Source organism: Xanthobacter autotrophicus (assembly GCF_029991245.1).
In the GTDB taxonomy this organism is placed as follows: domain Bacteria; phylum Pseudomonadota; class Alphaproteobacteria; order Rhizobiales; family Xanthobacteraceae; genus Xanthobacter; species Xanthobacter autotrophicus_C.
This window is the reverse complement of the sequence record NZ_JAIVFO010000313.1, coordinates 1-810: the sequence shown is the minus strand read 5'-3', so window position 1 is coordinate 810 and position 810 is coordinate 1. Positions and strand designations below refer to the sequence as shown.

Below are 810 nucleotides of genomic sequence, written 5' to 3'. Positions count from 1 at the left end.
CCTCACCCCCAACCCCTCTCCCGCAAGGGGAGAGGGGAGGACGGCCGATCATCCCATCGCTCAATAATACGACGCGATCTTCTCCACCTCGGCCTTGGAGCCGAACACCAGCGGGATGCGCTGGTGGATGTGGTGGGGCTCGATGTCGAGGATGCGGGTCTTGCCGTCGGTGGCGGCACCCTTGGCCTGCTCGGTGAGGAAGGCGACCGGGTTGGCCTCGTAGATCAGCCGCAGGCGGCCGCTCTCGTAGCCCTTGCGCTTGTCGCCGGGATAAACGTACACGCCACCGCGGGTGAAGATGCGGAAGGCGTCGGCCACCATGGAGCCCACCCAGCGCATGTTGAAATCCTTGCCGCGCGGGCCGTCCTTGCCGGCGAGGCAATCGGCGATATAGGCGCTCATGGGCTCCGCCCAGTGGCGCACATTCGACTGGTTGACGCCGTATTCCTTGGTCTCGGCCGGGATCTCCACATCCGTGCGGGCGAGCACGAACGCGCCGGTCTGCCGGTCGTGGACGAACACCTGCGTGCCCGCGCCGAAGGTGGCGACGAGGATGGTGGCGGGGCCATAGGCCAGGAAGCCCGACGCCACCTGGTTCACGCCCGGCAGCATCACCGCCGAAACCGGATCGGTGTGCACGGCAGCGTCATAGGGAAGGATGGAATAGATGGTGCCCACCGACACGTTGGTGTCGATGTTGGAGGAGCCGTCCAGCGGGTCCACCGCGATCACGAGGCGGCCGTCCGGGTTCAGCGGAATCAGCTCCTCGCTCTCCTCGGAGGCGAGGAAGGCGGTGGGGGTGGGCAGGAG

At 66.9% G+C, this 810-nt stretch carries 1 protein-coding gene; it reads right to left on the bottom strand.

Annotated elements, in window-relative coordinates:
* Positions 1 to 60: 60 nt before the first annotated feature.
* Positions 61 to 810: class 1 fructose-bisphosphatase (locus K9U41_RS22960; RefSeq protein WP_282643149.1), on the bottom strand; the 750-nt coding region annotated here is incomplete at its 5' end.